Source organism: Photobacterium aphoticum (assembly GCF_001029435.1).
Lineage (GTDB): Bacteria > Pseudomonadota > Gammaproteobacteria > Enterobacterales > Vibrionaceae > Photobacterium > Photobacterium aphoticum.
Genome location: NZ_LDOV01000025.1, coordinates 140,655 through 167,172 on the forward strand (window position 1 = coordinate 140,655; position 26,518 = coordinate 167,172).

The window sequence follows — 26,518 nt, forward strand, 5'->3', positions numbered from 1 at the left end:
GCGGCCTAAGCTAAATAAAACGGCTAATAAGTCGGCCAACATGTCGACCGCGATGTCGATAGGAGAGAAAGAAATGCAGGCACTCGAACAGAAGGGATTGCTACCGGCTCAGATGCTGGCACAACTGCCCACGTTTATGGCAAAAATTGACGCTTTGGCGGCAGAGTTGGGGCTGGCGCTGGCAGATTACCAAGCCGACCATATTGCTTTGCGTGTAAACGACCGTGAGGAAGCCGAAGCGCTGCACCAAGCCTGGTTGGCTTACGGGGAAGAGTGGTCAAACAATGAAATCAATGGCCGTCCTATCATCGTGATTGGTTTTCATGAACCGTTGAAAGTCGGCCCATGGACCATTGAAGCGCTGGAGTTGCCGTACCCAGGGGATAAACAGTACCCGCAGGAAGGCTGGGAGCATGTGGAGTTTGTGATCCCATCAACGGTGAACGACACCGACAGCCTGAAAACCGTGTTGGATGAGACGTTCCCGACGTTGGCGTGGGATCGCTTGAGTGAGCAGGGGATCAAAGTGAAAGCCAGTTCACCCTCAGGTGAGCATGAGCGTCTGGCTAACCCGACCTATGCGTTTAAAAAAGCGGGTGTGTGTATCAAACTGCACCCGTGTTCACTGAAAGCCGTGATTGCCAGCGAAAACGCGTAATCAAGGTTGCCTTTGGTGCTGCTTTCGACAAACGTACGTATAGGCAAAGTATCGGCAAAGCATCTGCAAAAAAATAGCGCGAGGCATTGTCTCGCGCTATTTCGTTGTACGATTCTCCTCGAACCTAGAGAATTACCGTCCGGTTACCGTATACAAAGACGTGATCGTCAATCACCAGTCCGAGTGCCTTACTCAGTACCGATTTTTCCACATCACGGCCCGCTTTGGCCATGTCTGCCGCACTGAAGGTGTGATCCACCGGTGAGATGTCTTGGGTGATGATGGGCCCTTCATCAAGATCGTTTGTCACAAAGTGCGCGGTAGCACCGATGATTTTGACACCACGCTCAAACGCTTGCTGGTACGGCTTGGCACCGATGAACGCAGGCAGGAAGCTGTGGTGAATATTGATGATTTTGTTCGGGAATTGCGCCACAAAGTTTGGCGTCAGGATACGCATGTATTTCGCCAGTACCACGTAATCTGGCTGGTATTGTTGTACGGCGGCCAGCAGTTGGGCTTCGTGCTCTTCACGGCTCAGGCCTTCGTGGCTCACGTGATGGAATGGCACATCAAATTTTTCCGCCAGATTGCCCAGAGTGTCATAGTTACCGACAATGGCGGCGATCTCGAGATCTAACGACCCATCAAACGTTTTCACCAGAATATCACCCAGACAATGGGCTTCTTTGGTTACCATGATCACAATGCGTTTGCGATCGGAGCTGATCAAACGGCGGCGGCTGTTTTCCGGCAGGGCGCGATCCAGATCGGCCAGAAAGGTACTGTCATTGAAATAGCCTTCTAGCTCCGTGCGCATGAAAAATTGGTTATTACCGTGATCCACAAACTCACGGTTATGGATGATATTGAGTTGGTGTTTGTAACAGATATTGGTGATTTTGCTGATCAACCCCATGTTGTCCTGACAGTCGGTCAGCAGTGTTTTCTTTTCCATGTGCACATTCTTCCTTGAAATGATGGGGTCTATTTTTCCCCTATCCCTATTGTTTACCTCGCAATCTGTGTCGGGTCAAAAGGTTTCTGGATCACAATTTGAGCAGTAACGCATGCCTGTCGTGTGACAAGCGCAGCAAGGTGGCATTGTCTGGGCAGGGGCGAACGCCAATTTCTCGTGGTCGCCGAACCGGAATATTGGCATAATGTGGCGCTTATTTCTTGTATGTTCAGATAGCGATGATTGCCAAGTTTTTTGCCGCCGGTGGCGCGCTCGATAAAGCCATTCCCGGGTTTCAGGCTCGTCAGCCTCAGATAGACATGGCAGAAGCCGTGGCAGATGCCATCCAGTCACAAACCCAGCTGGTGGTAGAAGCGGGCACAGGAACCGGTAAGACATTCGCGTATCTGGTGCCGGCGCTGGTCAGTGGTAAGAAAGTGATCATCTCAACCGGATCGAAGAACCTGCAAGAACAGCTTTTCCACCGTGACCTGCCGCTCATGACCGATGCCCTGGGCTTTACCGGACGTGTCTCGCTGCTAAAAGGGCGGGCCAACTACCTGTGTATTGACCGTTTAGGCCGTCAGATTGCGGAAAGTCACGGGGTGCACAGCGATCCCACCTTACTGAGCCAACTGGTGCAAGTCAGAAGCTGGTCATCATCCACCAAAACCGGTGATTTGGGCGATTGCGATGCGATTGCTGAAGACAGTCCGGTGCTGCCGATGATCACCTCCACCAATGAGAACTGCTTAGGCCGAGAATGCCCCGCCTATGACGAGTGTTTCGTGGTGAAAGCCCGCCGTCGCGCAATGGAGGCCGATGTGGTGGTGGTGAACCATCACTTGTTTCTGGCGGATTTGGCAATTAAAGAAACCGGCTTTGGAGAGCTGATCCCGGAAGCGGAAGTGTTCATCTTTGATGAAGCCCACCAGATGCCGGACATTGCCAGCCAGTACTTTGGCCAGAGCCTGACCAGTCGTCAGATCCAAGAGCTCGCCAAAGACGTCGAAATTGGTTACCGCACCGAAGCCAAAGACATGCGCCAGCTGCAGAAAACCGCCGATCGCTTGTTTCAGGCGGCGGCAGACATGCGCATTGTGCTGGGCGAGCCCGGCTTTCGGGGTAACTGGCGAGAGGCGATCACCAGCCCATCGATTCAGCGTGAAATTACCCGTTTGACCGATGCGTTGGATCTTACTCATGAAGTGTTGAAATTGGCTCTGGGGCGCAGCCAGTTGCTGGATACCGCTTTTGAGCGTGCCACGTTACTGAAAGCGCGCCTGCAGCGGGTGTGTGACACCACGATCACCGGTTATTCCTACTGGTATGAATGTACGCCGCGCCATTTCAGTTTGCACATTACGCCGCTGTCGGTGGCGGAAAAATTCCACGAGCAGATCACCGAGCAGGGCGGCGCGTGGATTTTTACTTCAGCTACCTTGGCGGTGAACGATGACTTTAGCCATTTCAGTCAGCGACTCGGGTTAACGCCGAAACAGCAGTTTTCACTGGAAAGTCCGTTTGATTACCAGCAGCAGGCCTTGCTCTGTGTGCCGCGCTTTTTACCTGAACCCAACAGCATGGGCATTGCCGATCGGCTGGTGGACATGCTGGCACCGCTGATTGCCAGCAACAACGGACGCTGTTTCTTCCTGTGCACCTCTCACCAAATGGTGCGCGATTTGGCCGAAGGTTTCCGTGCCAAGCTGGATTTGCCCGTGCTGGTGCAGGGGGAAACCACCAAACAGAAGCTGTTGGCTGAATATCTGGAGCGCGGTGATGCTTTGTTGGTTGCGACCGGTGCGTTCTGGGAAGGGGTCGATGTTAGAGGCCAGGCCCTAAGCTGTGTTATTATCGATAAATTACCGTTTACTGCACCGGATGATCCGTTGCTAAAAGCGCGAATAGAAGATTGTCGCCTGCGTGGTGGCGATCCGTTTGCACAAGTCCAAATCCCTGATGCGGTGATCACCTTAAAGCAGGGGGTAGGGCGTTTGATCCGAGACAAGCAAGATAAAGGCGTCTTGGTGATTTGTGATAACCGATTAGTGACGCGTCCGTATGGCGCGGTCTTTTTACGCAGTCTGCCGCCGATCCCTCGTACTCGCGATGTGGAAGGCGTTGGGCAGTTTTTATCTTCCATCAACGGTGCACAGACACCGGATGATTGCGAAGAACAGCATTCAGAGGCTTGAATGAGCAACACAATCCTAGCAGTGGATACTGCCACAGAAAACTGTTCCGTTGCCCTATTGATGGGTGATGAAGTGATTTCACGTTGTGAATATGCACCGCGTGAACACACCACAAAAATCCTGCCAATGGTGGATGAAGTGTTGGCTGAAGGCGGCATTCGCCTGAGCCAGCTGGACGCACTGGCGTATGGTCGCGGTCCGGGTAGCTTTACCGGTGTGCGTATCGGTATTGGTATTGCACAAGGTCTGGCGTTTGGCGCAGATCTGCCGATGGTAGGTGTTTCTACTTTGGCGGCAATGGCACAAGGTTCTTACCGTTTACATCAGGCTGAGCAGGTGATGGCCGCGATTGATGCCCGTATGGACGAAGTGTACTGGGGTCAATATGTGCGTCAGGCTGACGGTGATTGGTTGGTACAAGGCAGTGAAATCGTGGTGAAACCTGCTGAATTGGTGACGCAACTGAGCGCTGAAACCGGTCGCTGGTTTACGGCGGGTACAGGTTGGGAAAGCTATGCTGAAGTCTTAGCACAATTGCCTGTTGAGTTGGTCCAAGGTACTGTTCTGTATCCGGATTCTATGGATATGGTACACTTGGCGAAATACGCGTTTGCGCGCGGTGAAGCGGTATCGGCAGAAGTCGCAAGCCCGGTGTATGTGCGTGATACCGTGACCTGGAAGAAATTGCCAGGTCGCGAATAACGACCAAGTACGATGCCGTATTGTATGTCCTGTCTGAGTAAGATGGGTGACAGGCCAAGGCGCGAGTCATGGCGACAGCACAAGACGGCATCTTGTCGGTTTAGGGAGTGATCCATGGTTTCAATTCAGCGTCTTCCCGTTACCCACACCTCGTCGGCCCCGAAAGCAAAACCTCAGGGGCCGGTGACGTTAGATGTCACGCCGCAGCCGGTTAAAACGGCGGCACAGGCGGTGACATTATCGGCCGATCCTGCCCAGTTAGAAGCGGCGCACGCCCGCGTGCAGTATGACCAACCGGTCGGCAAGCACCGTGATGCGCTGGCGTCGTACATGGGAGTGATGCATCAGCAACGGCGTGATGATCTCTCTGCGTTGGTCGGTGTGGATATTTACGTTTAAGCCATGCTAACACGCGTACCGGTAACATCGACGACGATAAGCAATTGTATGCTTCTTCATCAGTTGACAAGGGGTATGAATGTTTAGAAAGCTATTTGCTGGGTTGCTTGCTGCGATTATGGTAGGCTGCGCGGCAGTGCCTGAAAGTCTGCGCACAGAAAGTGATAACCCGCTGACAGACATCGTGTTAATCACGCAACAGCAGGCGTCATCACCAACCGAACAGCCTGAAGTGCGGCTCGGCGGGGTGATTGCCAGTATTCGTAATGACGCTGATAAAACGCGCTTAGAGATTGTGGCATTGCCCATCAGTGCCAGCGGTAAGCCGGAATTAGGCGCCAACCCTGAGCAGCGCTTCATTGCTTATATTGATGGCTTTGTTGAACCGATGGCCTACCACAGTGGACGTTTGATCACCGTGGCTGGACGTGTCACCGGTCAAGAGCAGGGCACTGTCGGGGATTTCCCGTATACCTATCCGGTCGTGACCGTCACTGGCAGCCAGTTGTGGCAGGTGAAAAAGGAACTCTGGATGATGGAAACCGATCCGTTCCCACCTTGTTGGGGGCTGCATTGCTCACCGTATCGCGCTAACCCGTGGTCACGCGGTGAAGTGAGAGAGCGGGTGACCCAATAATGCCATGAGGTTCATGTCAGATCATGGTTCACATTGAGATACCGACAGCAGGCTCGCATTTAGCGGGCTTGTGTTCGTTTACACCACCGGATTTTTCTGCCGGTACACCAGAGGTGCTTCCCCCTGAGAAGCCGCTGCTGGTCATGTTACACGGTTGGCAAGATAACGCGGCCAGTTTTACGCCGCTGTTTCCTGCGTTGACCGATCATTTTTCGCTGTTGGCCGTGGACTGGCCAGGGCATGGGTTATCACCCCATCGCGCAGCTGACAATTTCTATCACTTTGTCGATTATGTGGATGATCTGGCGCAGTTGATGACTACGCTGGCGAACGCGTGTGTCATGCCATCGCGTGTCATGCTGGTTGGTCATTCGCTCGGTGCGCTGGTGGCGACCTGTTATGCCGCCGCGTTTGCGGAACGGGTTGACGGCTTGGTGCTGATCGAAGGGTTAGCGCCCTTATCTGAGCCGCCGATGCAGGCTGCCACGCGTTTACGACAAGGCATAGAAAGCCGGCAACGATACCGGGCGAGGGCGTTGCAGCGTGAGTCGCGTCCGCCACGTTCGATGGCTTCGTTGGAACAGGCACTGGCCTTACGGTGTCAGGTGAACGGACTGCGTGCAGAGCAACTGCGTCCGATCATTGAACGTGGTGTCTACGAAGATCGCGGCCGCTGGCATTGGCGACACGATCCGCGTTTGCGGTGTGATTCGCTTTATCGCATGGGCCGTGAGCACGCCAATGCGTTATCCCGTGCGATAAGCGCACCGATTTTGTCGATTGTGGGTCAGCAAGGGTACCCGCAATTGAAACAGGACCAGATTGCACAGCAAGACTGGCCTACATTGATTCAGCATGAGGTGGCCGGTGGGCACCATTGCCACCTTGAGCACCCTGATGCAGTGACTGAACAGATTCTGTCGTTCAGTTCAAAAATACATAAACTGATCCGTTGAGGTCAGTGTTACTTGTCTGTTACCTGTGCTGTAATTGTCTGAATTAACAATAAATACAGTGCAGAGGCATCAAGCCACATGAATAGGAGTATGCAACGTGGATAAGGTTTGGCTTAACCGCTATCCGGAAGATGTACCAGCTGAAATTACGCTGGACCAATATCCGTCATTAGTTGAAATGTTTGAGCAATCGGTACAGAAGTATGCCGATCAGACTGCATTCATCAACATGGGACAGGTCATGACCTTCCGCAAGCTGGAAGAGCGCAGCCGTGCCTTCGCTGCTTACCTGCAAAACGAATTGCACCTGAAAAAAGGTGACCGTGTTGCAGTGATGATGCCAAACCTGCTGCAATACCCGATTGCCCTGTTCGGTATTCTGCGTGCGGGCTGTGTGGTGGTAAACGTGAACCCGCTGTACACGCCGCGTGAGCTTGAGCACCAGTTGAATGACTCGGGCGCGAAAGCGATCGTGATTGTATCGAACTTCGCCCACACGCTGGAAAGTATCGTGAAAAACACCGGTGTGCAGCATGTGGTACTGACTAGCCTGGGTGATCAGCTGTCTCGTCCAAAGGGCACGCTGGTAAACTTCGTGGTGAAATACATCAAGAAGATGGTGCCGAAGTACCACTTGCCTCACGCAACGTCTATGCGTATGGCATTGCGTAAAGGCCGTCGTATGCAGTACGTGAAACCGTTCATGAACGGTGAAGACGTGGCATTCCTGCAGTACACCGGTGGTACAACGGGCGTGGCAAAAGGCGCGATTTTGAGCCACCGCAACATGCTGGCAAACGTGATGCAGGCGAAAGGCGCCTACGGTCCGGTTCTGACCGAAGGCCGTGAGCTGATCGTGACGGCACTGCCGCTGTACCACGTGTTTGCATTGACCGTAAACTGCCTGTTGTTCATTGAAATGGGTGGTCGTAACTTACTGATCACCAACCCACGTGATATTCCTACTTTTGTCAAAGAGCTACAGCGTTACCCGTTCACAGCAATCACCGGTGTGAACACCCTGTTTAATGCGCTTGTGAACAATGCGGACTTCCGTGATGTTGATTTCAGCCAGCTACGCCTGTCTGTGGGCGGCGGTATGGCGGTACAGCGTGCTGTGGCTGAGAAGTGGAAACAAATTACCGGTAACTACCTGCTGGAAGGTTACGGTCTGACCGAGTGTTCACCGCTGGTGGCGGCGTACCCGTACGACTTGGTTGACTATAATGGTTCTATCGGTCTGCCGGTTCCATCGACAGAAGTGCGTATGGTCGACGACGAAGGTAACGTGGTAGGCTATGATCAGGTGGGTGAATTGCAAGTACGTGGCCCGCAAGTGATGCAAGGCTACTGGCAGCGTCCGGAAGCGACCAAAGAAGTGTTAACGGATGATGGCTGGCTATCAACGGGGGATATTGTCCGTTTTGATGATGAAGGCTTCTTGCACATCGTTGACCGTAAGAAAGACATGATTCTGGTATCTGGCTTTAACGTCTACCCGAACGAAATTGAAGATGTGGTAGCCCTGCACGGTAAAGTGCTGGAAGTAGCCGCCATCGGTGAGCCGCACGAAGTGTCTGGCGAAATCGTGAAGATTTGTGTTGTGAAGCGTGATGACAGCCTGACTCGCGAAGAATTGCTGAGTCATTGTCGTCAGCATCTGACAGGTTATAAGATCCCGAAAATTGTTGAGTTCCGTGAGGAATTGCCAAAGACCAATGTCGGCAAAATCCTGCGTCGCGCTTTGCGTGAAGAGTCTCAGCAACCTGCTCAGGACGCCTAAGCGTTTCACTGAATGAGAATATCCAATGCCGGCCTTTATGCCGGCATTTTATTGGAAAGCTATTGTGAATTTTGAAATTGTAACGACAACCGCGCGCCTGGAAACGATCTGTTTGGCCGCGCGCCGTCAGCAGGCGGTGATGTTGGATACGGAGTTTGTCCGCACCCGTACGCTTTACCCGAAACTGGGCCTGATCCAGCTGTTTGATGGTGAAGCACTGGCCTTGATTGATCCGTTGGAAATCGACGATTTGACGCCACTGTGGGACTTGCTGCGCGATCAGTCAGTCACCAAGGTACTGCATGCCTGTGGTGAAGACTTAGAAGTGTTCCAGCACTACGCGGGTTGCTTGCCGGTACCGATGATTGATACCCAAGTGATGGCCGCGTTCCTGGGCTACGGTGTATCCGCAGGTTTCGGTACGCTGGTGAAAGATTTCCTTGGCGTGGAGCTGGATAAAGGCGAAGCGCGTACCAACTGGATGGCGCGTCCTCTGACAGACCGTCAGCTGGATTATGCGGCGGCAGACGTGTTCTACCTGATGCCGTTGTTCCAAAAGCTAATGCCATTGGTAGAAGCGAAAGGCTGGAAAGAAGCGCTAGAGCAAGAGTGTGCCGGTTTGATGCTAAAACGCATGAAGACCGTGGATCCGGACAAAGCCTACCTAGACATCAAAAATGCGTGGCAGCTGAATCCTAAGCAGTTGGCGATTTTGCAGCAAGCCGCGAAATGGCGTTTGTTAGAAGCCCGTAAGCGTGATTTAGCCCTGAACTTTGTGGTGAAAGAGCTGAACCTGTGGAAACTGGCGCGCTATGGCATCAAGTCGAAAGCGGTGATGACCAAAGAAGGCTTCGACAACATGGAAATTCAGCGTCACGGTAACCGTTTGTTGAAAATGGTGTACGACGTGGACGATCTGTCGCCGCAGCAGTACCCAGAGAAAATCGTTCGCTTGGTGGATGTGATGGGCTACAAGCAGATGGTCAAAGTGCTGAAAGACGTGGTCACCGAAGTGGAAGCGCAAACCGGCCTGATGCCAGAGTTTCTGGCCTCGAAAAAGCAGGTGAATGAGTTGATTTCGTGGGCGTGGAAAAAACAGCGCCCGCAAGACAAACTGCCAGACATGTTGAAAACGTGGCGTAAACCGCTGTTTGAAGCCAAAGTGCTGCCATTGTTGGATCGCTAATCGCGTTTATTATCCCCAACAGTACGTGTCTACGGATATAAAAAAGCCCTGTCTAAACAGGGCTTTTTACTTTTCGTTATTCTCGCTAACGTCGTTACTTGTCTTCTTCAGGCAACGTTACATTCAGTTCTAATACGGCCAGATCTTCTTCTTTCTGGTCAAGGTGAACGGTCACCTGATCGGGACTGATAGCCACATACTTGCTGATCACCTCCAAGATATCCTGCTTAAGCTGAGGCAGGTAACTTGGTGCACCCTGACCGGCCGAACGGCGCTCGGCCACAATGATCTGAAGTCGCTCTTTGGCAACGCTGGCTGTCGTTGTTTTCTTGGGGCGGAAGAATTCTAACAGTGCCATGGTGCATTACCCTCCGAATAGACGTTTAAGGAAACCTTTCTTCTCTTCTTCAAGGAAGCGGAATGGGCGTTCTTCACCAAGTAGGCGAGCAACGGTATCTTCATAAGCCAGACCTGCGTCAGAACCTTTATCAAAGATCACCGGTTCGCCTTTGTTAGAGGCATTCAATACCGCCTGGCTTTCTGGGATCACACCCAGTAGTGGAATGTGCAGGATCTCTTCCACGTCTTCCACGCTAAGCATTTCACCCAATGTTACGCGTGCTGGGTTGTAGCGTGTCAGCAACAGGTGAGTTTTCACAGGCTCACCAGCCGTTTCTGCGCGGCGAGACTTAGAGTCCAGAATACCCAAAATACGGTCAGAGTCGCGTACTGACGACACTTCCGGGTTGGTGGTAACAATGGCTTCATCAGCAAAGTACAGCGCCATCAATGCGCCTGTTTCGATACCGGCCGGGGAGTCACAGATGATGAACTCAAAGCCCATATCCGCCATATCATGAAGGACTTTTTCTACGCCATCTTTGCTCAGCGCTTCTTTATCACGAGTCTGGGAAGCCGGTAGCACGTAAAGGTTATCAACGCGCTTGTCTTTGATCAGCGCTTGGTTCAGGTTTGCTTCGCCATTGATGACATTGACAAAATCGTAAACCACGCGGCGCTCACAACCCATGATCAAATCCAGGTTACGTAAGCCGATATCAAAATCAATTACAGCGGTTTTTTTGCCGCACAGTGCAAGGCCAGAGGCAATCGCTGCACTAGAGGTAGTTTTACCAACGCCCCCCTTACCTGAGGTAACCACGATAATACGTGCCATTATTTAATTCCTTATTAAACGTTACAGAGCCAGTTGCTCTATGTTCAAATTGTTTTCAGCAAGTGAGATAACTACATTCTTACCCCAGAACTCAGGGTGGATCTTATCGCTCAACCAATAACTGCCTGCAATCGAGACTAGCTCTGCTTGTAGGTTGTGGCAAAAAATCTTCGCTTCACCGTGGCCGTTAGCACCCGCAATGGCACGTCCTCGCAGGGTACCATAAATATGGATACAGCCGTCGGCGATGATTTCCGCGCCTGCGCTGACATTGTTCATGACCACAAGATCACAATTCTTTGCATAAATTTGCTGGCCAGAGCGAACCGGATTACGGATGATGCGTGTTGGCTCCATCACGGGTTCAGAAGCTTTGGCCTGGCGCGCGGCATTCATAATGGCAAAGCCTGCGGCTTTGGCTTGTTGTTGCAGTGGGCCCGCTTTGCAGCCGCTGATCCCCACTGGGATCATACCCGCTTCGCTGACGCTGTGTTTCAGTTGTTCAAAATCGATAGTATCACTGACTTGACTAATATCGATAACAACTGGCGCGGCAGCAAAAAAATGGGGAGCTTGATCAACTTTCTGTTTAAGAAAGTCGGCAGCCTTGGGGATGTCACCGTCCACAAGATGGAGGGCCGAGAGGGTGTAAGAGCCTCCCTTGAGTTCTGCAGATTTGGTCATGGGCATTGACTGACTGTCGCTAAATTAGCCGTTCAGGTACATTATCTCTTGGGTAGTTGCATGTTATATTCCAAAGCTTATATCAGCAAGCTATCCTTGCTTTAGCGTTGGAAATTCAGACAAGCGTCTCATCTGTTTGGCGTATGAAGCAGCGTATAAGGGAATGTTCCTTTCGTTTTGTGGTCTGAATTGAGAATCAAAGAGTATTTAAAGGTTACCGAAACATGTTGTGCGCCATTTATAGAAGTCCGAAAAAAGAAGGCACCTATCTTTATATCAATAAGAAAGATGATTTTTCTGCTGTTCCAGAAGCCTTGATGACCACCTTTGGTACCCCGCAGTTTGTGATGGTATTGAAGCTGCAGGAGGGACGTAAATTAGCACAAGCAGATGTAGAGAAAGTCAAATTGGCGTTAGTTGACACCGGCTTTTATTTGCAGGTGCCACCGCCAGTGACCAATTTGCTGGAACAGTATAAAGCTGAGAAAGCAGAAAAAAACCAAGGGTAAATTATGCATAAGCGATTGGTATCGGCCTTTGTGGCTTTAGGATTAGGGTTGTCAACGGCGGCATGGGCCGCAGATGAAGGATTTGACAGTTATGTGGAAGGGCTGAAAAGTGAAGCCCGGGAAAAAGGAATTTCAGAGTCGATTATCAACTCTGCTTTTGATGGCATTACATTTACCGAGCGTGCGGTAAAGGCGGATAAAAATCAGCCAGAGAAAAAGTTAACGCTGGATGAATATATTCCTCGCGCAGTGCCGGATTGGAAAGTAAAGCAAGCCAATCAGCTTTATCAGAAACATAAAGCGGCGCTGGAAGAAATTGGTCAGCGATACGGTGTGCAGCCACGCTTTATTGTTGCCTTGTGGGGCGTGGAAAGTAATTTTGGCCGCTTAATGGGCAATTACAATGTGGTTGAAGCGCTATCAACCATGGCCTATGAAGGTCGTCGAGAAGCGTTTTTCCGTAATCAGGTGATGGCGGCGCTGGAAATATTGGATGCCGGCCATATTGCTCCGAAAGATATGAAAGGTTCATGGGCGGGGGCAATGGGTCAGCCTCAGTTTATGCCGACTTCATTTTTATCTTATGCCGTAGACGGTAATGGCGACGGTAAAATTGATATTTGGCAGACCGAAGCCGATGTCTTTGCGTCAGCCGCCAACTATCTCAAGAATGCCAAGTGGGATGATGAATACACCTGGGGACGCCAAGTGTCGTTGCCTGCTAACATCGATAGCGGGTTGATGGGTATCAAATCGGAGCAAGCCCGTCCGTTGAGTGAATGGCAGAAACTCGGTGTACGCCGTTTAAACGGAAAAGATTTGCCTGAAGTAGAGATAGATGCCTGGCTTATTCAACCAGATGATAATCACGGCAGAGCGTATTTAGTTTACGGTAACTATCAGTCATTGTTGGATTGGAACCGCTCGCATTATTTTGCATTGGCGGTAAGCCATTTGGCCGATAAGATCCGTTAATATCCTTTCTCACTCAGTGGGAATGAATAACCAAAAAGCCAGACCTTTGTGTCTGGCTTTTTGTGCTTAATATGTTTGTCATTGTGATAGGCAGAATGATGGACGGGTTATTTTAACGTGATATTGGTAATGACTGGTTACACTTTATTGCTATTCCGTCTGCGAAAAATAGTCTTGTCTGAATATAGGCTGAAGGGAGAAATGGGGGAATGATTGAATTAAATGGAAGCGAAAGTGTGACGTTAATCCCATAATTATATTTCTTTATCTTTCTGAAAGATAAAGAAAACCCGGCATAAGCCGGGTTTTGAATGCATTATATGTAAGCAAATTAGATTTCGAAATCTTCTAGAGATTTGCCTTCATCCAGTGCTTTTTTCAGTGCGCTTGGTGTACGGCCTTGGCCAGTCCACGTTTTTTCTTCACCGTTTTCATCGATGAACTTATATTTAGCAGGACGCTGAGCACGTTTTGCTTTTGGTGCTTTGTTTAGCGTTGCTAGTAGTTCTTCTGGGTCAATACCGTCTGCTAGAAGCATTTCACGGTACTGAGCAAGTTTCTCTGTACGCTCTTTTTCTTTCGCTAGCTCTTCAGCTTCCGCTTCAGCACGCTCAGAAACAACCATTTGTAGTTTTTCTAGCGCTTCTTCTAGTTGCTCTAGTGAATATTCACGAGAAAGCGCACGAAGGCTACGAAGGTTCAAAAGTGCTTTCATTGCATCAGACATTTTTTTATTTCCTGTTGTTCTAAAACTATAAAATAATAATAGCAGTGACAATTCAATAATTGCAATATTAATACGTTTAGTTGGCAGATGCCAAATAAAAAATCATCGTTATATTTAGTTTTTTTCCCTAATTCGCGGACGCATTTCTCATTTGTAATATTTTTGAAACCTCCGATAACAGAAATAAACGGAGGATCTACGCCTTAACAAGAGAATATTTTGAGATGAGTTGCATATTGCAAAGGGGTAAAAGTTGACGTTTTTTGCGTCAGATTGGTAACAAGGCGCACCAATTGTGTTAAAAATCACGCATTGAGTTGTTGCAATTAATATTTCTCTCCGTAGAATTGGTTATTCCTTGACTAAAGGGTAGAGGTTGCATCGTCTAAGAGTCACAAACCGTAGGGTGATACCGATGAGGGTTTGTAAAAGGAGCCGATGCCGAAGTAAGAAGCGGTTTATCACACCCTCTTGCTGGGGTTGTCACCAAACAGGGGCAACACTGCCATAGTATATATTTAAAGATTATTAACTATGGAGCGCTACTGTGGAGTCGGAACAGGGTAACTTCTCTTCCTCATACTCAACTAGCATGGTACCTCGCCATGTTCAGCAGTAGATCTCCAACCAGGAACGGTTGCAGTAGAGATCATGAACGTTTTAGATTATTCACATTCCGCTATATCGTTACTTCCGCCCCTTGTGGCACTGGGATTAGCGATCATCACTCGTCACGTTTTATTGTCCCTTGGGGTGGGTGTACTGCTCGGCGCCTTTTTGCTGACAGACTCACTCGGCACTATGGGCGAATATATCACCAGTACCGCCAAAGGCCTCTTTATTGAAGACGGTGCGATTAACAGTTCCAACATGAGCATTTTGGCTTTCCTCATTTTGTTGGGCATGACGACCGCATTGTTGACCCTTTCAGGCGGGACTCGCGCCTTTGCTGAATGGGCGCAAACCAAAATTAAAACCAAGCGTGGCGCAAAATTGCTGGCTGCTTTCCTTGGTGTGTTTATTTTCATCGATGACTACTTTAACAGTCTGGCGGTGGGCTCGATCTCTCGTCCCGTGACCGACCGTTATTATGTCTCCCGTGCCAAACTGGCTTATATTCTTGACTCTACCGCTGCGCCGATGTGTGTGTTGATGCCAGCATCGAGTTGGGGCGCGTACATTATTACCGTGATCAGTGGCATTCTGGTGTCACATGGCGTGACCGAATACACCCCTTTAGGCGCCTTTATGCAATTAGCGCCAATGAATTTCTACGCGGTCTTTGCTTTGTTGATGGTGTTTGTGGTGGCGTGGTTCCAATTGGATGTGGGCCCAATGAAGCATCATGAGCTGGAAGCCAGCCATTGCCGTGGTTTCGATGAAGGCGACAGCGATAAGCGTGCCAAAGACATTAACGACGAGCTGGAAATCAACGAAAGTGAGCATGGCCGTGTGATGGATTTGGTATTGCCTATTTTGGTGCTGATTTTCGCGACCCTGTTCTTCATGCTGTTCACCGGTAACCAGACACTGGCAGCAGACGGTAAGCCGTTTGACTTGCTCGGGGCGTTTGAAAATACCAATGTGGGCGCTTCACTGGTGCTGGGTAGCTCTGTTGGCTTGATTTCAGCCTTGATCTCTGTGTTCCGTCAGCGTCTGCCTATGTCAGACATCGGTTTCACCTTGTGGATTGGTGCGAAGTCGATGTTTGGTGCCATTTTGATCTTGCTGTTTGCGTGGAGCATCGGTGGCGTGATCAATGATATGGCGACCGGCCGTTACTTGTCGACATTGGTTGAAGGCAACATTAATCCAATGCTGTTACCGGCGATCCTGTTCTTGCTGGCGGGTGCGATGGCGTTCTCAACCGGTACGTCTTGGGGCACCTTCGGTATCATGTTGCCGATTGCCGGTGATTTGGCGGGCGCAACAGACATCGCCTTGATCCTGCCGATGTTGGCCGCCGTACTGGCCGGCTCGGTGTTTGGTGACCACTGTTCACCGATTTCTGATACCACGATTTTGTCGTCTACCGGGGCACGTTGTCACCATATGGATCACGTATCGACACAGCTGCCGTATGCCTTTGCAATGGCGCTGGTTTCTACCGTGGGCTTCCTGGCGCTGGGCTTTACCGATTCGTTAGCTGTGGGCTTTATCGCGGCGAGCGTGGCCTTCCTGTTAGTGTGTTCTGGCTTGGCGTGGTTAGCGCGTCGCCCATAACGCTGTACAGTGTTTCAACACCCGCAAGCCTGCCAATTGTGCAGGCTTGCTTTTTTTGTGCGGCTGAATGGCTTTCTCGGTGAGATATTCGCTTGCTGCTTTCAATCTGAGGGGCTTTTCTGTAGCATCTCGGCAGTTTTTTCCAAGCCTCCACGTATTACTACTAGGGAAACACCATGGCCCAGATGTATTTCTATTACTCTGCAATGAACGCGGGTAAATCGACAACGCTGTTGCAGTCTTCATTTAACTACCGTGAGCGTGGTATGAACCCTGCGATTTTTACTGCTGCGATTGATGACCGCTACGGTAAAGGGGTTGTGAGTTCTCGTATTGGTCTGCAAGAAGAAGCCGAACTGTTTAATGTGGACGACGATCTGTTTCAGTGTCTGAGCCAGATGCACGCAGAGACCAAAATCGACTGTGTGTTAATTGATGAATGCCAGTTCCTGACCAAAGCACAGGTGTACCAATTGACGGAAGTGGTGGATAAGCTGCACATTCCGGTATTGTGTTACGGCCTGCGTAGTGATTTCCGTGGTGAGTTGTTTGACGGCAGCCGTTATTTGTTGGCATGGGCTGACAAGTTAGTTGAGCTGAAAACCATCTGTCACTGTGGCCGTAAAGCCAACATGGTGATCCGTCAGGACGAAAGCGGTAAAGCGATTGCGGACGGGGATCAGGTGGAAATCGGTGGTAACGATCGTTATGTGTCGGTATGCCGTAAGCACTACAAAGAAGCGCTGGAAGGCTAATCGCTCACGCACCGCGCTTGCCAATTGAAACATAATAAAGCCCGCATATCATTGCGGGCTTTTTGTTTTCTGCGTGATACGAGATAACGCTTACTTATGACGTTCCTGCAACTTCGCCGTAATGTCTGACAGCGACAAGTCTTGGTCTTGCAGCAGCACCAGTAAGTGGTAAATCAGATCAGCAGATTCACACACTAATTCCGCCTTGTCGCCCGACGTTGCCGCAAGCGCGACTTCAACGCCTTCTTCGCCCACTTTTTGCGAAATACGCTTGGTGCCACGGGCATAGAGGCTGGCGGTGTAAGAGGACTCAGGATCCGCGCCTTTACGGGCTGCCAAGACCTGTTCAAGTTGATGAAGGAACACCAAGGCAGGCTGATCGACGGTATCGCCGTCAAAGCAGGTTGTGCTGCCAAGGTGACAGGTTGGGCCGACCGGATCGACTTGTACCAGCAGGGTGTCGTTATCGCAGTCCAGAGCGATATTTTTCAGCGCCAATACATTGCCAGAGGTTTCCCCTTTGGTCCACAGGCGTTGTTTGGTGCGCGAAAAGAAGGTGACCTGTTCGGTATCCAGCGTTTTCGCCAGCGCATCCTGATTCATGTAGCCGAGCATCAGCACTTGGCCGCTGGTGTGGTCTTGCACCACGGCAGGGACGAGGCCGCCCACTTTTTCCCAGTCAATTCTTGCTTGTAGGCTCATAGTCGGATCTCCACCTGTTGTTGCTTCAAGTACTGTTTCAATTCACCAATGTTGATGATTTGCTTGTGGAAGACAGACGCTGCCAAAGCGCCGTCTACGTTGGCATGGTTAAACGCATCGGCAAAGTGCACCATTTCACCGGCACCGCCAGAGGCGATAAGCGGCACACGGCAAACATCACGTACCATGTTGAGCTGATCGAGATCGTAACCGTTACGTACACCGTCCTGGTTCATCATGTTCAATACAATTTCACCGGCGCCGCGTTTTTGCACTTCCTGCACCCAGTCACGGGTTTCCCATTGGGTAGCTTTGGTGCGGGCTTCATCGCCTGTGAACTGGTAGACCTGATATTTGCCGGTATCAGCATCAAAGTAGGAATCGATCCCTACTACGATACATTGCACGCCAAATTTGTCGGCCAGCTCGGTGATCAATGCCGGATTTGCCAATGCCGGGGAGTTAATCGATACCTTGTCCGCGCCAAATTGCAAAATGCGGGCCGCGTCATCGGCGGATTTGATCCCGCCTGCGACACAGAACGGAATGTCGATCACTTCCGCCACGCGCGCGACCCAACTTTTGTCGACTACTCGGCCATCACTTGACGCCGTGATGTCATAGAACACCAGTTCATCTGCGCCTTCTTCGGCATAGCGTTTAGCCAGCGGGACAATGTCACCGATAATTTCATGGTTACGAAACTGCACGCCTTTGACGACTTGACCGTCACGGACATCAAGGCAGGGAATAATACGTCTTGCTAGCATGGAAACTCCTTATTCTGCCCAGATACGAAACGCGTCATCCGCGCTGAATTTACCGTCCAGCAGAGCGCGGCCGACAATCACACCTTGTACCCCGGTACCTTTCAGCGCGGCGATGTCATCGAGTGAGCCAATGCCGCCGGAGGACTGGAAGGCCACTTGAGGGTACTGGGCACATAAGTCGCGATACAGATCGACGTTGGACCCAGCTAAAGTCCCGTCACGGGAGATGTCGGTACACAGCACGTGCTTAAGGCCGACGGTCAGGAAGTCATCCAGCAGGGCTTCAATCGACACGCCAGAATCTTCCTGCCAGCCTGAAATCGCCACCTTGCGGTTGCCTTGGTCATCGATATTGACGTCCAGCGCCAGTACGATGTGCCCCGGGCCGTATTTTTCCATCCAGCCTTTGACCAATTCAGGTTGCTTAACCGCCGTGGAGCCGATCACGACACGTTGCGCGCCGGCATCCAACAAGTCTTTCACGTCTTGCTCGCTGCGCACGCCGCCACCAATCTGAATGTTGGCAGGGGTGCTGGCTAAAATCGTAGCGATCAGATCTAACTGACGGGCTGAGGTATCTTTTGCACCCGTCAAATCCACCAGGTGCAGCCAATTGGCGCCTGCCTGATGGTAAAGCGCAAACTGCTCTGCCGGGTTCACCGGGTATTCGGTCACTTGTCCGTAGTCACCTTGATAGAGACGGACAACCTGACCGTCAATTAAATCGAGTGCGGGGATAATCATTGACGTTCCTTCATCACATCTCTAAAAAGTTTTTAATCAATTGTGCGCCGGCTTTGCTCGAGCGCTCAGGGTGGAATTGCACCCCGTAGTAGTTACCGCTTTGCAACGCCGCCGTGAATGGCTGGCCGTATTCACAACGGGCGATGGTGTGCGCTGCATGAACTGGCATGGCGTAGCTGTGCACAAAGTAGAAATAGCTGCCCGTCGGAATGTCCTTGAACAGCGGATGACCGTCTTTTGGGGTCACCGTATTCCAGCCCATGTGTGGCAGGGGCAGATCCCCCGGCTGCATTTTTTCAACCGGCGCATCACACAAGCCCAGACACGCGACGGTATCTTCACCGGCGGAGCCGTGCTCTTGTGACAGGCGACATAACAGCTGCATGCCCAAACAAATGCCCAGCAACGGTTTGTTGACCTGTTTGACCAGATCAATCAGCTCACGCTCTTGCAGGTTTTTCATCGCCTCACTGGCGGTGCCGACACCGGGTAAAAACAGTTTGTCGGCGGCCAGTACCACGTCCGGCGCTTTGCTGACGGTCACGGTATAACCGAGACGTTCAATGGCAAAGCGTACTGAAGAGACATTGGCACAGCCCGTATCAATGATGACGACCTTTTGATCGCTTAAAGCCATTACAACACCCCCTTGCTGCTCGGGAGTTCATTGCCTTCTACCTTGATCGCTTGGCGCAGGGTACGGCCAAAGGCTTTAAACAGGCTTTCAACTATGTGGTGATCATTATGACCGGTGGACGACAAGTGCAGGGTACAAGCCAGCGTATCGGTCAGTGAGCGGAAGAAATGCGGCACCATCTCGGTGGACAGATCGCCGACCATGTCACGGCTAAATTGTGCGTCAAACTTCAGGTAAGGGCGGCCGGACAAATCCAGCGCACACTGGGCCAAGCATTCGTCCATTGGCAGGCTAAAACCGAAACGGCCGATGCCACGTTTGTCGCCTAAGGCCTTTTTCAACGCTTCGCCCAAGGCCAGCGCGGTGTCTTCCACACTGTGGTGATCGTCGATGTGCAGATCGCCGTCTACTTTACAGATCATACGGAAACCGCCGTGGGTGGCGATTTGATCCAGCATGTGATCGAAGAAGCCTAACCCCGTGGCGATCTCATTGCCGCCGGTTTCATCCAGATTGACCTTCACCGTGATGTCGGTTTCTTTGGTGGTGCGCACCACTTCGGCCACGCGTGGCTGGGTGGTGAGATCGTTAACGATTTGCTGCCAGCCCATGGTTTGCGGGTGGTATTGAATGCCGCGAATGGCCATGTTTTCAGCCAGTTGCAGATCCGTTTGGCGATCGCCAATCACCGCAGAGGTTTCGAAGTCCACACGGCCTTGCTGCAGGTAGTCTTTGACCATGCCCAGTTTCGGCTTACGGCAGGTGCAGTTATCCGATTCAAAGTGCGGGCAGATCAGTACATCGTCAAAGCGCACGCCTTGTGAGGTGAAGATGTCCATCATCATGTTGTGTGGCGCATCAAAATCCGCTTGCGGGTAACTGTCGGTGCCCAAACCGTCTTGGTTGGTGACCATGACCAATTTGTAGCCGGCGGCCTGGAGCTGAAGCAGCGCGGGGATCACAAACGGCTCAAGGGCCAGTTTGTCTAAACGGTCGACTTGAAAATCCACTGGCGGCTCAACAATTAAGGTGCCGTCTCGGTCGATAAAAAGAATTTTTTCCTTGCTCACTACTGCTTTCCTTATTACGCGAGTTGTTGACGGATGAAGGCGAGGGTTTTCTCACATTCATCACGGCTGCCGATACTGATGCGGATACAATTTTCAATCGGGCTGCGGCGCAGAATGATCCCGTTGTCCCACAGGGTTTTGAACAGGCGTTCACTGTCCTGGAATTCCACTAACAGGTAATTGCCGTAGCCATCAAACACCTTAACGCCGGGTAACATGCTCAACCCAGCTTGTAGGTAAGCGCGGTTGGCACTGAGATCCAATACCTGAAACTTGGTGCGGGCCAAGCCTGCCGGGGATAGGGCTTCAACGGCGATGTCTGCGACCGGTACGGGAACCGGGTAGGGCGCGATGACTTTCAGCAGCAGTTCGATCACCATCGGGTTTGCCAGCGTGAAGCCACAACGCAGACCGGCAAGGGCAAAAGCTTTGGACAGGGTGCGCAGGATCACCAAGTTCGGATACTGGTTCAGCAGATCCACCACCGAGGCATCCATACAAAAATCAATGTAGGCTTCATCGACGACGACTAACGCACGATCTGCCGTCATGGTTAAGAGCGCCTCAATGTCAGCACGGTTAATCAGGTTGCCGGTCGGGTTGTTCGGGCTGCACACGAACACCAGTTTCACGTCATCCAAATTGGCAGCAATGGCGTCCAAGTCCAGTTGCCAGTCAGCTTTCAGCGGCACTTGCTTGGCGGCCACATCAAACGTTTGGGCGCTGATGGTGTACATGCCATAGGTTGGCGGACAGTACAGGATCGCGTCTTTATTAGGTTCACAGAAGGTGCGGATCAACAGTTCAATCCCTTCATCGGCCCCGCGTGAGGTCAGCACGTAATCACGGTCCACGCCCGCATAACTGGCGTAAGCGCCAATCAGGGTATCTGGCTGACAGGTGCTGTAGCGGTTCAGGCGATCACTTTTAATCGTGTATTCGTTCATGAATGGGGATTCGTTGGCATTGAGCCAAATATCACCGCTGCCGCCCAAACGGCGGGCAGACATGTACGGGGTCATCTCTCTGACGGTTTTGCGGGCCAATGCTTCAATGTTCTGGCTCATAACAACTCCTTTAACTTCTCAACGCGGAGGGTAACAGCTCGCTTGTGGGCATCAAGCCCTTCAGCATCGGCAATGGTTTCGACCACTGGCGCAATCGCCAGCAAGCCATCTTTTGATAATTCCTGTACCGTCATGCGCTTGGAGAAATCCGCCAAGCCCAGGCTGGAATAGGTACGGGTGTAACCGTATGTCGGCAGCACGTGGTTGGTGCCGGACGCGTAATCGCCGACCGATTCCGGTGACCACAGGCCGAGGAAAATGGAGCCGGCGTTATCCAGTTCCGGCAGCAGGGCGCGTGGGTCTTCGGTTTGTACAATCAAGTGCTCTGGGCCGTAACGGTTCGAGATAGCGACACACGCTTCAATGGAGTCAGCCACAATCAAGATACTGGCACCCAGCGCCTGACGGGCAATGTCGGCACGGCTCAGTTGTTGTAATTGGGTTTGAATGGCATCAGCGACGCGATCTGCCAAGGCGAAATCTGGCGTGACCAACACCACTTGTGAATCGGGACCGTGTTCAGCCTGACTCAGCAAATCAGCAGCGATGAAATCCGGATCGGCGCTGCTGTCAGCAATCACCAACACTTCAGACGGGCCGGCAGGCATATCAATCGCCGCGCCACGGAAGTCATTGCTAACCTGACGTTTGGCTTCGGTGACATAGGCGTTGCCCGGACCAAAGATTTTGTCGACTTTCGCGATGCTTTCGGTGCCGTAAGCCATGGCGGCGACCGCTTGCGCGCCACCCAGTTGGTAGACTTCTTCGATACCACACAGTTGGGCGACATAGAGAATTTCGTCAGCAATCGGCGGTGGTGAGCACAAGATCGCGCGCTTACAGCCGGCAATTTTGGCCGGGACGCCCAGCATTAACACGGTAGACGGCAGCGGTGCGCTGCCACCCGGAATGTACAGCCCGACCGCATTGATTGGGCGGGTAACTTGTTCACACACCACACCCGGTTGGGTTTCCACGCGAATAGGCTGTGGACGTTGAGCCTGGTGAAACGTACTGATGTTGTTATACGCTGCCTGCAGGGCGTCTTTCATGGTGTCTGATAAACGATCAGCGGCCTCAGCAATGGCGTCAGGTGAGACACGAATGTCATCGAGTACCACGTTATCGAATTTGGCGGTCAGGGCTTTCAATGCCGCATCGCCGTCTGTTTGTACTTGGGTGATCACCGATGAGACTGCTGCCGTGATATTGGCACCTTCGGTGATCGCCGGACGTTCCAATACGCTATTTTGTTGCGCTTCACTCAGTGATTGCCAAACAACCGTTTTCATTGCGTTACTCCATCATCTTTTCAATTGGCAGAACCAGAATGGAGCTGGCACCAAGCTCTTTGAGCTGCTCCATGGTTTCCCAGAACAGGTTTTCTGAGCTCACCAGGTGGATGGCAACGCGGGTTTTGTCTTGCGACAGTGGCATCACGGTGGGGTCTTCGGCGCCCGGTAGCAGATCTTTGATTTGATCCAAGCGGTCAGTCGGTGCATGCAGCATGATGTATTTGGATTCTTTGGCTTGAATGACCCCTTGCATACGGGTTAGCAGGCGGTTGATCAGGGCTTGCTTGTCATAACAGAAGTCGCCGGTACGTTGGATCAGTACCGCTTTTGAGCGCAGGATGACTTCCACTTCTTTCAGGCCATTGGCTTCCAGCGTGGCGCCGGTGGATACCAAGTCACAGATAGCATCGGCCAAACCGGCACGCGGCGCGACTTCGACAGAGCCGTTGAGCATACAGGTGCTGAACTGTACGCCTTGCTCATCCATGTAACGTTTCACCAACTGCGGATAAGTAGTGGCAATGCGTTTGCCTTGCAGATCTTGTGGGCCGTTGTAGGTGTCACCTTTGTTGATAGCGATAGAGAGGCGGCAACCGCCGAAATCCAAACGACGCAGTTTGACATAGTTAGCCGGTTCACTGCGTGCAATGCGCTCTAAGCAGACTTCTTCCAGTTCATTCTCACCGATCACGCCCAAATCCACGACGCCATCCATGATCAGGCCCGGAATATCGTCATCGCGCACCAATAGCAGATCAATCGGCATGTTTTCAGCGTGTACGACGAGACGTTCTCCCACCATGGTGAACTTCACGCCGCAGCGTTTTAGCAGCTCTTGGCATTCTTTGCTCAAGCGTCCTTTTTTTTGAATTGCAATGCGTAGTCGTTGTGTTTGCATAATTCTGATCCCTGTTACTCACTGTCGAGCTAATTTTTTGTTTGAGCCTAAAAACGAAAAGACCCTCGGAAAATGTCTCTCCCGAGGGTCTTGAATGCTTGAGTGCTTATCTGACCGCTGGAAGAGTGAGTGCGTCTTCCAGAGCGAGGCGTATCCTCCCGAAAGACTAATCAGGATGATGATGGTGATGTAGGTTTACCAAATTGATACGCATAATTATGTACTCTGTATAAATCTTTATTAACGCGGTGCTTGTTATTCACACTATCGAAGCTCTGCTTATTTTGCAATAGGATTTTTAAGGAAATATTAAAATTTATTTCCAGGTCGATATTGTTATGTACGTATTGCAATTATCTGCCTGTGTTGCCATCGATTTTTTGCGTTTTGGCCGCTTGCCACAAGAGCTGGGCACGCATTTTGTTAACATATCCGCCATAGTGCTGAGCGCCAAGGCATTGTTTGGCCGCAGAGCTGCATATCGAAACGGTGCATAGTGAGCGTCAGACATAAATATCAATGAAGCCTTGATGTCGGCGTGGTTTGTGCTGTGTTGAATGTGGGGATAGTGCGTCTTCCGTGGTGGCTTCCGAGGTGGTGGGAGAAGCGGGATCTGCCGGCTGAAAAGCCGATGGCTGGTGTTGATCCGATGCATCGTTATCATCTGATGCGGGCGTATGGCATTTGGATGATGACACGGATGTGGGTCGGGGATGATGCGAATAGATCATGGTGTGGCCCTCACTCAACAAAGACAGGTGTTGCTTGTTTTATCGACAACGGAGGTCATCCATTGAGTGAAAAGTGGCTTTATTGTGTGTTTTGTGAGCGCGGTGGTCTTTTGTTTTTGCCTTTCTTGCTTGGTTTGTCTCGTTTTATCTTTCACGCCCGAAGAGGTGGGCGTGAAAGTGGAGGCTAAAACATTGGGTTAAAAATAGGAGCAGTGTGCGGATTAGCCGCAGCACTTCTTGTATTTTTTACCGCTGCCGCACACACACGGGTCGTTACGGCCAATTTTATCGCTCACTGCTGGGGTGATCGTCGCAGGGGCTTCAGGCTCTGGGTATTCGCCATCAATATAGAACCACTGTTGTTCACCGTTTAGCTCTTCACGCAGGAAGCGGGAGCGCTCATGCAGGCAGTATTCTTCTTTGCCATCACGGTAGAAGGCCTGAAATTCCACAAAGCCTTCACCATTGTCGGCGATCTCGCTGTTAATTACATCCAAACCCAGCCATTTGCTGTTGACCGACTCTGCAATGGCTTCACGGTGCTGCTCGGCTTCGCAACTTGGGTGGTAGGTGCTCACGACAAAATCCACCAAGCCCAGTACGTGGGCACTGTAGCGGGCGCGCATCAGTTGTTCTGGGTGCGTTGCCAGTGCAGGATGTTGGTGGATCGGTTGGCAGCATTCCGCCAGTGGACGTTTGTTGCCACACGGGCATGAGGAATGACGTTGGGTCATGGTTTACTCGGTATTGTGTTGTTGTTCATGATGAGCCGCCCATTTTAATGACTCTAGATACCGCTCTGCAACGACTGATTCTTTGACCTGTAAAATCTGGCTGAGCTGTTTAATGCGTGGCCAGTCGGCATTATCGTAAGCCATTGCCAGTTGTAGCAAGAGCCCGAGTTCACCGTGTTGGGCGATAAGCGCATGGCGGATCGCCTTGTTCAGCGACAGTTGATTGATCAACGTTGCAATGGGTTGATCCAGCATAGAATCCAGCAGCGAAAACAAGCCAGTGAGAAACGCTTGGTTCGGATTCACTTTTGGGGTGATGTGCTGGCTCAAATATTCACAAAAACGTGCCCGCTGCAGTGACAATAAATACAAAGACAGGGGTTTGTCTTCTGTCGCTTGCGAGGTCGCCACAAAGGTGACAAAGCGGCGTAAACGGGCATCACCCAGAAACGCCAGTGCCTGTTTGAACGAGGAAATCGGCTTTGCCCGCGATGCAGTCATGGTATTAACGTGGCGCAGCAGTTTATAAGAGAGCGTCACATCGTTAATGATGAGTTGTTCGATCAGCCCTAAATCGATCTCGGGTTGGCTGACCGCTTGGTACAAACGCAAGGTGGTGATGACCGACGGTGACAGGGTTTTCTGGCGCAAAATTTCCGGGCGGCTGAAAAAGTACCCCTGAAACAGATCAAACCCGGCATCCCGCGCGGCCAGAAACTCGGCGTGGCTTTCCACTTTTTCCGCCAGAAAGCGTAATTTGCTGCCTTTTTCCCGATGATGTCGGATAAAGAAGCCGGCCCGACTGATGGGAATGGCGCGGATATCAAACTTGATAATGTGGATATACGGCAAAAAGCGCTGCCACGGCGGGGCGGGCATGAAATCATCTAACGCCAGTGTGTAGCCGTGATTGTGTAATTCAATCACCGCTTCCAGCAGGGCATCATCAGGCTCGCAGGTTTCAAGAATTTCAATGATGAAACTTTCTTTGGCGAACATCAGCGGCGTGCGTTTGACGAGGCTGCTGTAAGGAAAATTCACGAAGGCTTTTTTGCCGGCAGAGATGTCGGCCGCGTTGGCACCCAGAAAATTATCCGTCAGCAGGCGATGGGTGGCCTGCTCATCTTCAATGGCGGGAAAGGCATTATCGGGACCATCACGAAACAGCAATTCGTAGCCGATGGTTTCTTTGCGTCGGTTAAGGATCGGTTGTCTGGCGAGGTATGAATTTGTCAAAGTGGCTACTCGTGGTCAAAGTCAATGACAGGCATGCATTTGCCAGTGGCCCGTCAAAATCGGTATGATACCCGCGCATCTTACCGTGATTGACGCTCATTCACAGT

General features: G+C 51.4%; 27 protein-coding genes, 1 riboswitch and 1 other annotated feature. Of the genes, 12 read left to right on the plus strand and 15 right to left on the minus strand.

Annotated elements, in window-relative coordinates:
* The first annotated feature begins 73 nt into the window (after window positions 1-73).
* The gene (locus tag ABT58_RS13870; protein ID WP_047875016.1) at window positions 74-658 is read left to right on the plus strand and encodes a VOC family protein; all 585 of its coding nucleotides are present in this window, start codon (window positions 74-76) and stop codon (window positions 656-658) included.
* A gap of 124 nt (window positions 659-782) precedes the next feature.
* On the opposite strand, the gene purU is transcribed toward ABT58_RS13870, so the two are convergent.
* Window positions 783-1,622 (minus strand): formyltetrahydrofolate deformylase, encoded by an 840-nt coding sequence (purU, locus tag ABT58_RS13875; RefSeq protein WP_189595462.1) that lies wholly within the window; start codon window positions 1,620-1,622, stop codon window positions 783-785.
* Between the two features lie 233 nt (window positions 1,623-1,855).
* On the opposite strand from purU, the gene ABT58_RS13880 reads away from it, so the two are divergent.
* The 7 genes from ABT58_RS13880 (at window position 1,856) to rnd (ending at window position 9,477) form a co-directional block, all read left to right on the plus strand.
* Window positions 1,856-3,814 (plus strand): DNA repair helicase YoaA, encoded by a 1,959-nt coding sequence (locus ABT58_RS13880; protein WP_047875018.1) that lies wholly within the window; start codon window positions 1,856-1,858, stop codon window positions 3,812-3,814.
* Window positions 3,815-4,516, plus strand: coding sequence for a tRNA (adenosine(37)-N6)-threonylcarbamoyltransferase complex dimerization subunit type 1 TsaB (gene tsaB, locus ABT58_RS13885; RefSeq protein ID WP_047875019.1), 702 nt, complete (start codon window positions 3,815-3,817; stop codon window positions 4,514-4,516). It begins immediately after the preceding gene.
* Window positions 4,517-4,630: 114 nt separating this feature from the next.
* The gene (locus ABT58_RS13890; protein ID WP_047875020.1) at window positions 4,631-4,915 is read left to right on the plus strand and encodes a hypothetical protein; all 285 of its coding nucleotides are present in this window, start codon (window positions 4,631-4,633) and stop codon (window positions 4,913-4,915) included.
* Between the two features lie 79 nt (window positions 4,916-4,994).
* Window positions 4,995-5,552, plus strand: a complete 558-nt coding sequence (locus tag ABT58_RS13895; RefSeq protein WP_047875021.1) for a Slp family lipoprotein — start codon at window positions 4,995-4,997, stop codon at window positions 5,550-5,552.
* A gap of 23 nt (window positions 5,553-5,575) precedes the next feature.
* Window positions 5,576-6,508, plus strand: a complete 933-nt coding sequence (locus ABT58_RS13900; protein ID WP_053063096.1) for an alpha/beta fold hydrolase — start codon at window positions 5,576-5,578, stop codon at window positions 6,506-6,508.
* Between the two features lie 97 nt (window positions 6,509-6,605).
* Window positions 6,606-8,291 carry a long-chain-fatty-acid--CoA ligase FadD gene (gene fadD / locus ABT58_RS13905; RefSeq protein ID WP_047875022.1) on the plus strand — a complete coding sequence of 562 codons (1,686 nt, stop codon included), beginning with the start codon at window positions 6,606-6,608 and terminating at the stop codon, window positions 8,289-8,291.
* Between the two features lie 64 nt (window positions 8,292-8,355).
* Window positions 8,356-9,477, plus strand: a complete 1,122-nt coding sequence (rnd, locus tag ABT58_RS13910; protein ID WP_047875204.1) for a ribonuclease D — start codon at window positions 8,356-8,358, stop codon at window positions 9,475-9,477.
* Window positions 9,478-9,571: 94 nt separating this feature from the next.
* Here rnd and minE read toward each other — a convergent pair whose 3' ends face one another.
* The 3 genes from minE to minC are packed head-to-tail and all read right to left on the minus strand — an operon-like array spanning window position 9,572 to window position 11,338.
* Window positions 9,572-9,835, minus strand: a complete 264-nt coding sequence (gene minE, locus ABT58_RS13915; RefSeq protein WP_047875023.1) for a cell division topological specificity factor MinE — start codon at window positions 9,833-9,835, stop codon at window positions 9,572-9,574.
* 6 nt (window positions 9,836-9,841) lie between these two features.
* Entirely contained in the window at window positions 9,842-10,654 is an 813-nt protein-coding gene (gene minD, locus ABT58_RS13920; protein ID WP_047875024.1) for a septum site-determining protein MinD, read from the minus strand.
* A 21-nt stretch (window positions 10,655-10,675) separates the two neighbouring features.
* On the minus strand, window positions 10,676-11,338 hold the full coding sequence (gene minC / locus ABT58_RS13925) for a septum site-determining protein MinC (protein WP_047875025.1): 663 nt from the start codon (window positions 11,336-11,338) through the stop codon (window positions 10,676-10,678).
* 224 nt (window positions 11,339-11,562) lie between these two features.
* Between minC and ABT58_RS13930 the strand changes: the two genes are divergently transcribed.
* Both ABT58_RS13930 and ABT58_RS13935 read left to right on the plus strand, forming a co-directional pair.
* Window positions 11,563-11,847 (plus strand): YcgL domain-containing protein, encoded by a 285-nt coding sequence (locus tag ABT58_RS13930; protein ID WP_047875026.1) that lies wholly within the window; start codon window positions 11,563-11,565, stop codon window positions 11,845-11,847.
* 3 nt (window positions 11,848-11,850) lie between these two features.
* The gene (locus ABT58_RS13935) at window positions 11,851-12,822 is read left to right on the plus strand and encodes a lytic murein transglycosylase (protein WP_047875027.1); all 972 of its coding nucleotides are present in this window, start codon (window positions 11,851-11,853) and stop codon (window positions 12,820-12,822) included.
* Between the two features lie 331 nt (window positions 12,823-13,153).
* On the opposite strand, the gene ABT58_RS13940 is transcribed toward ABT58_RS13935, so the two are convergent.
* Window positions 13,154-13,549, minus strand: coding sequence for an H-NS family histone-like protein (locus ABT58_RS13940; protein ID WP_047875028.1), 396 nt, complete (start codon window positions 13,547-13,549; stop codon window positions 13,154-13,156).
* A gap of 362 nt (window positions 13,550-13,911) precedes the next feature.
* A riboswitch (Lysine riboswitch) is annotated at window positions 13,912-14,102 on the plus strand.
* Between the two features lie 98 nt (window positions 14,103-14,200).
* Between ABT58_RS13940 and ABT58_RS13945 the strand changes: the two genes are divergently transcribed.
* Together ABT58_RS13945 and ABT58_RS13950 are read left to right on the plus strand one after the other, a co-directional pair.
* Entirely contained in the window at window positions 14,201-15,772 is a 1,572-nt protein-coding gene (locus ABT58_RS13945; protein ID WP_047875029.1) for a Na+/H+ antiporter NhaC family protein, read from the plus strand.
* Between the two features lie 176 nt (window positions 15,773-15,948).
* Window positions 15,949-16,527 (plus strand): thymidine kinase, encoded by a 579-nt coding sequence (locus ABT58_RS13950; RefSeq protein WP_047875030.1) that lies wholly within the window; start codon window positions 15,949-15,951, stop codon window positions 16,525-16,527.
* 90 nt (window positions 16,528-16,617) lie between these two features.
* Here the strand turns inward: ABT58_RS13950 and hisIE are convergent, their stop codons facing one another.
* From hisIE to ABT58_RS14000, 10 genes are all read right to left on the minus strand, one after another.
* The gene (gene hisIE, locus ABT58_RS13955) at window positions 16,618-17,229 is read right to left on the minus strand and encodes a bifunctional phosphoribosyl-AMP cyclohydrolase/phosphoribosyl-ATP diphosphatase HisIE (protein ID WP_047875031.1); all 612 of its coding nucleotides are present in this window, start codon (window positions 17,227-17,229) and stop codon (window positions 16,618-16,620) included.
* Complete coding sequence (gene hisF / locus ABT58_RS13960; RefSeq protein ID WP_047875032.1) at window positions 17,226-17,999, minus strand: imidazole glycerol phosphate synthase subunit HisF; 774 nt, start codon at window positions 17,997-17,999, stop codon at window positions 17,226-17,228. The genes hisIE and hisF overlap by 4 nt, the downstream gene beginning before the upstream one ends.
* A 9-nt stretch (window positions 18,000-18,008) precedes the next feature.
* The gene (hisA, locus tag ABT58_RS13965; RefSeq protein WP_047875033.1) at window positions 18,009-18,743 is read right to left on the minus strand and encodes a 1-(5-phosphoribosyl)-5-[(5-phosphoribosylamino)methylideneamino]imidazole-4-carboxamide isomerase; all 735 of its coding nucleotides are present in this window, start codon (window positions 18,741-18,743) and stop codon (window positions 18,009-18,011) included.
* 13 nt (window positions 18,744-18,756) lie between these two features.
* Window positions 18,757-19,380 (minus strand): imidazole glycerol phosphate synthase subunit HisH, encoded by a 624-nt coding sequence (hisH, locus tag ABT58_RS13970; RefSeq protein WP_047875034.1) that lies wholly within the window; start codon window positions 19,378-19,380, stop codon window positions 18,757-18,759.
* Window positions 19,380-20,450, minus strand: a complete 1,071-nt coding sequence (hisB, locus tag ABT58_RS13975) for a bifunctional histidinol-phosphatase/imidazoleglycerol-phosphate dehydratase HisB (RefSeq protein WP_047875035.1) — start codon at window positions 20,448-20,450, stop codon at window positions 19,380-19,382. The genes hisH and hisB overlap by 1 nt, the downstream gene beginning before the upstream one ends.
* A 14-nt stretch (window positions 20,451-20,464) precedes the next feature.
* Complete coding sequence (gene hisC, locus ABT58_RS13980; protein WP_107205101.1) at window positions 20,465-21,505, minus strand: histidinol-phosphate transaminase; 1,041 nt, start codon at window positions 21,503-21,505, stop codon at window positions 20,465-20,467.
* Between the two features lie 8 nt (window positions 21,506-21,513).
* Window positions 21,514-22,809: a histidinol dehydrogenase gene (gene hisD, locus ABT58_RS13985; protein ID WP_047875037.1), complete on the minus strand. Its 1,296-nt coding sequence runs from the start codon at window positions 22,807-22,809 to the stop codon at window positions 21,514-21,516.
* A gap of 4 nt (window positions 22,810-22,813) precedes the next feature.
* On the minus strand, window positions 22,814-23,710 hold the full coding sequence (gene hisG / locus ABT58_RS13990; protein ID WP_047875038.1) for an ATP phosphoribosyltransferase: 897 nt from the start codon (window positions 23,708-23,710) through the stop codon (window positions 22,814-22,816).
* A gap of 53 nt (window positions 23,711-23,763) precedes the next feature.
* Window positions 23,764-23,901 (minus strand) — a sequence feature (His leader region).
* Between the two features lie 761 nt (window positions 23,902-24,662).
* Window positions 24,663-25,175: a YchJ family protein gene (locus ABT58_RS13995; protein ID WP_047875039.1), complete on the minus strand. Its 513-nt coding sequence runs from the start codon at window positions 25,173-25,175 to the stop codon at window positions 24,663-24,665.
* A gap of 3 nt (window positions 25,176-25,178) precedes the next feature.
* A complete protein-coding gene (locus ABT58_RS14000; protein WP_047875040.1) occupies window positions 25,179-26,411 on the minus strand; it encodes an EAL and HDOD domain-containing protein in 1,233 nt (410 codons plus the stop codon).
* Between the last annotated feature and the right edge of the window lie 107 nt (window positions 26,412-26,518).